This is a genomic window from uncultured Mailhella sp. (assembly GCF_947631555.1).
In the GTDB taxonomy this organism is placed as follows: Bacteria; Desulfobacterota; Desulfovibrionia; order Desulfovibrionales; family Desulfovibrionaceae; genus Mailhella.
Genome location: NZ_CANRLT010000124.1, coordinates 1 through 4,234, shown reverse-complemented (window position 1 = coordinate 4,234; position 4,234 = coordinate 1). Strand labels below are relative to the sequence as shown.

Sequence of the window (4,234 nt, the reverse complement as noted above, 5' to 3'; positions counted from 1 at the left end):
TTGTCCGGCTCTGCCGGCAAACATGGTCACGCCGCCGAAGCGGGGAAAGTCGCGCGAGCGTCAGCGAGCTGATAGCGAAGGCGACGTGTTTGTCCGGCTCTGCCGGCAAACATGGTCACGCCGCCGAAGCGGGGAAGGAAGGGGCAATCCGCACGGCCCCTATCCGCCGGTTGCGGAGTCAGTCGGCGGATAGAGGCGACTGTGGATTGAAACATCTTTCTCCCTCTCCAGCTTTTTCTGCTTCGGGAAGCCCCTGGCTTCCCGTATTCTTTCTTCTGGAACTCATTTGGCCGCAACGATGACACGCGCGGGACGCAGCAGGCGATCATTCAGCTGATATCCCTTCTGCATGACACGGACGATATGCCCGGACTGCACCTCTTCCGAGGCTTCCTGCCCAACGGCCTCGTGCAGATTGGGATCAAATTCCTCCCCGGTCTTGCCCACGGGAACAAGTCCGTGTTCCTTCAGCGCGGCAAGGAGCATGGTGCGGGTCATTTCCACGCCCACCATCATGCTGCGGCACTCTTCCGTCTGCCCGCCGTATTGAAGGGCAAGATCCAGATTGTCCAGCGTAGGCAAAAGATCGGCGAGAACTTTTTCCGCAGCGTAGCGTGCCTGCTCTTCCTTTTCACGCTGAACGCGCTTCTTAAAATTATCCATCTCCGCCAGTGCGCGCAGCCTCACGGCATCCGCCTCAGCCTTCACATCACATGCGGCGCAGAGCCTGGCCCTGCACTCTTCCAGTATCTGCTCTTCCGTCTTCTCCGGCGTGGGAGCGCTTTCCGGCGCAGTATCGGCTTCCGTCTCGGAGACGGGGATCTGATCTTCCATTTCCTGACTCATGTGCGACCTCCATAAGATACCGAAGAACTAGGAACGAAAGTCCCGGCTGTCAAGTTCATGGCATCAAAACCTCGTCACTGCCCGGGATGAAGCATGGAATACAAGCGGACAGCCAAAGTATCCAGAACCAGGAGAGGATTGACCTGCGCCTGAAGCGCGTCCTGGCTCCCGGCCGCGGTCTCGTCCAGCGCCAGGAGTTCCGCGTCCGAAAGACTGCGGAGTACACCGCTCAAAGCCCCACCCTTGCGCCCGGCAAGACGTGCGGCCACAGCCTTTTCGACAAGGAGCGCGATCTGCCGTGCCAGAGGAGTGTCCACGGCGCTGCGCTCCGCCGTCCTGTCGAACCAGCCTCGTCCTTCACGGGCAAAACCTGCCAGAGCTTCTTCCCAGGGCAGGAGTTCCGCTGGAAGCGCACGGTCCGCGGCGGGCCAGGGCAGCGTCACCACCCACCCACGGGAAACCAGTGTAGGCAGGAGACGCTCCCGCTGCGGCGCGGTAAAAATGAAGCCGGTATCGGGGCAGGGGTCTTCCAGAACCTTCAGCAGGGAATTGGCGGCTTCCGTTCCCAAAGACTGAGCCTCCGCCAGCACAATGACCCGCCGTCTGCCAAGGCGGGGCTTTTCCCCCAGCACGGGACGCAGCGCGCGGACGTCGGCAATCTTGATACTCTCCTTCCTGCCGTCCAGCAGAATGACATCAGGGTGTATCCCGGCACCGATGCGCAGGCAGGACGGGCAGGCGAGGCAGGGCTGTTCCCCGTCGGAATCACAGTTGAACAATGCGGCCCACCACAGGGCGAGAGCCATCCGCTCCGCCATTTCCCCGCCTTCCAGATGAAGAAGCTGAGGCGGCTCGGCAGACAGTGCGGAAAGAACGGCGCGGGGACGGGCAAGGTGTGCAGAAAGCGCAGGCGCGAAGGCAGCCCTGGCCTCCTCCACTCCGGGGATCGTCTCCTCCGCGGCATGTTTGCGCAAAGAAGCCTTTCTGCTCTCCTTTCTACTCTCCTTAGCCGCACTCATGACTCAGCGCCGGAACGTCTGCTTTCTGTCTGGCCCGACAGAAATATAGTCGATCTTCACGCCGAGCAGTTCCTGTATGCGGTCGATATAGCGGCGGCAGTTTTCAGGCAGGCTTTCCCAGCGGTCGCAGCCGGTGAGGTCTTCGCTCCAGCCGGGCATGGTCTCATACACGGGCTTGACCTGGTCGAGACCGCGCGGGGTCTGCGGCGGATACTGCACCACTCGGCCCTCGTACTCGTAGGCCACACAGATCTTCACTTCCTTCATGCCGCTCAGTACATCCACCTTGGTAAGGGCGATGGACGTAGGCCCGCACAGGCGCGCCATTTCCCGCAGTACGGCAATGTCCAGCCAGCCGCAGCGCCGAGGCCGTCCGGTGGTCGCGCCGAATTCGCCGCCCCTGCTGCGCAGTTCTTCGCCGGTCTTGTCGAAAAGCTCCGTGGGAAAAGGTCCTGCTCCCACACGGGTAGTGTAGGCTTTGACGATGGCGATGCGTTCGCCGATGATGCCGCTGGAGATGCCGGAACCGAGAGCCGCGTTGTCGCAGGCCACGTTGGAGGACGTAACAAAGGGATAGGTGCCGTGGTCGATATCCAGCATGACGCCCTGAGCCCCTTCAAACATAATGCGCTTTCCGGCGGCATGAGCGTCCAGGATGACGCTGGAAACGTCCGCCAGATAGGGAAGAATCCGGGGAGCCAGCGCCATCAGCTTCTGGAACACCGCTTCAGCATCCATGACGGGCAAACCGTAAAGCTGGGTGAAGAGGACGTTTTTCTCTTCCAGTGCATGGGTAATCTTGCTCTTCAGGACTTCCGGATCGGTAAGGTCGCCTGCACGCACACCCACACGAGCTTTCTTGTCCTCATAGCACGGTCCTATGCCGCGCCCCGTGGTACCGATTTTATCCTTGGCATGACCTTCCCGTGCCCCGTCGAGAGCACGGTGATACGGCATGATGAAATGTGTCCTGTAGCTGATCTTGAGCCGCGAGGGGCTTACGTCCAGCCCCAGGGCTGCAAGCGCGTCAATCTCCTCAAGAAAACCTTCCGGGTCAAGAACGACGCCGTTGCCGATGACGCACATCTTACCGGGATGAAGTATGCCCGAAGGGACGACGTGCAGGACGTACTTCTTGCCGTTGGCGATGACTGTATGTCCGGCGTTGTTGCCGCCCTGAAAACGGACGACCATGTCCACTTCTGAAGTAAGCAGATCAACGATCTTGCCCTTCCCCTCATCGCCCCACTGCGCGCCCACGACAATCATATGCGACATACATTTTCTCCTTGAAGGAGCCGTGCACCTGACAGAAAAAACACGGCTTTTCTGAATACACATTCCGATATTTTTTTATAAATGTCTTTACGCTCAGCGTCAACAGGAGAATTTTCGGAAAAAGTACCCAGCTTTCAGGAAAGGTGCGGTACTGCTCAGGCAATTTCATCGCCGGCGCAACTTGAGACTATGAGAAGCGGCTCCTTCACTCCCGGCGGATAGTGCAGAATTCAATTGCATTATAGTATGACAGCGCTCTTTGGTATACGCTGCTGCTTAAAGATAGAGGTCGGGATCGGACGGCAGAACATCCCAGCGTATCTTGCCCGCATTTTTCTTATACCGCCGCAGCAGTACATAAAACGCGCCCGTGCCGCCGTCCTCCTGTCTGGCGGAACAGAAGGCCAGAACCACTCTTTTGAAAGGATCCTGGGTGAACCACTCCTGCACCCGCCCCCGCAGCACGGGTGTGCCGTTGGGCGAGTTCAGCCCGCGTCCGGTCACGACAAGGGCCACTCGCACGCCCTTGTAGTACGAACTCCGAAAGAAACCCACCAGCGTGTGAAAGGCCTGCTCGCTGTTCAGCCCGTGCAGGTCGATGTGCGCCTCAGGGCTGAACTGCCGGGCCTGAAGCCGCCCCACGAGCGAAAGATCCAGTCCGACGACGTGCCCTTCCGCATACTCGGCGGTGCTGGCCACGGAAAATTCAACCTTGCCGTCCATAAAGTCCTGAAGCGGGTGCCTGCTGCCGATGCAGGGCGCGGGCTGTTGCTCCGGCTCCGGCGGAACGTCCCGGCCACCGTGGTGCAGAGGGCGTGTGCCCTTGACGGCTCGCAAAAAGTCCCGGCTGCCTTCCTCATCGTCCTCGCCTGCCGCCTGCTGAAGCGATGGGCCGTCCCCGCTTCGGGCTATGCGCATACCGGCAAGTGCCATGGCCGTGAGCGTGGCGGGTTCCTCTTCCTGATCCGGCTCGGCCCGGCGTTCGGGCAAGGGTGTGGGACAGGGCTTTTCCTTTGGCTCTGTTATAATTAGGAGTTGACACTTTCTATAAGTTTATGTTATTTAAGGCTTAACGAAAGCAAAGGAGTCTT

General features: G+C 59.8%; 4 protein-coding genes. All 4 read right to left on the bottom strand.

The genetic code is table 11. From position 1 onward, the window contains the following. Positions 1–282 precede the first annotated feature (282 nt). Positions 283–846 (bottom strand): nucleotide exchange factor GrpE, encoded by a 564-nt coding sequence (gene grpE / locus Q0Z94_RS11200; RefSeq protein WP_366517619.1) that lies wholly within the window; start codon positions 844–846, stop codon positions 283–285. Between the two features lie 74 nt (positions 847–920). Beyond that, positions 921–1,820, bottom strand: a complete 900-nt coding sequence (locus Q0Z94_RS11195) for a DNA polymerase III subunit delta (RefSeq protein WP_298069742.1) — start codon at positions 1,818–1,820, stop codon at positions 921–923. Between the two features lie 48 nt (positions 1,821–1,868). Further along, positions 1,869–3,143, bottom strand: coding sequence for an adenylosuccinate synthase (locus Q0Z94_RS11190; protein ID WP_298069740.1), 1,275 nt, complete (start codon positions 3,141–3,143; stop codon positions 1,869–1,871). A gap of 276 nt (positions 3,144–3,419) precedes the next feature. After that, a complete protein-coding gene (locus Q0Z94_RS11185) occupies positions 3,420–4,133 on the bottom strand; it encodes a Smr/MutS family protein (protein ID WP_298069738.1) in 714 nt (237 codons plus the stop codon). Positions 4,134–4,234: the final 101 nt, after the last annotated feature.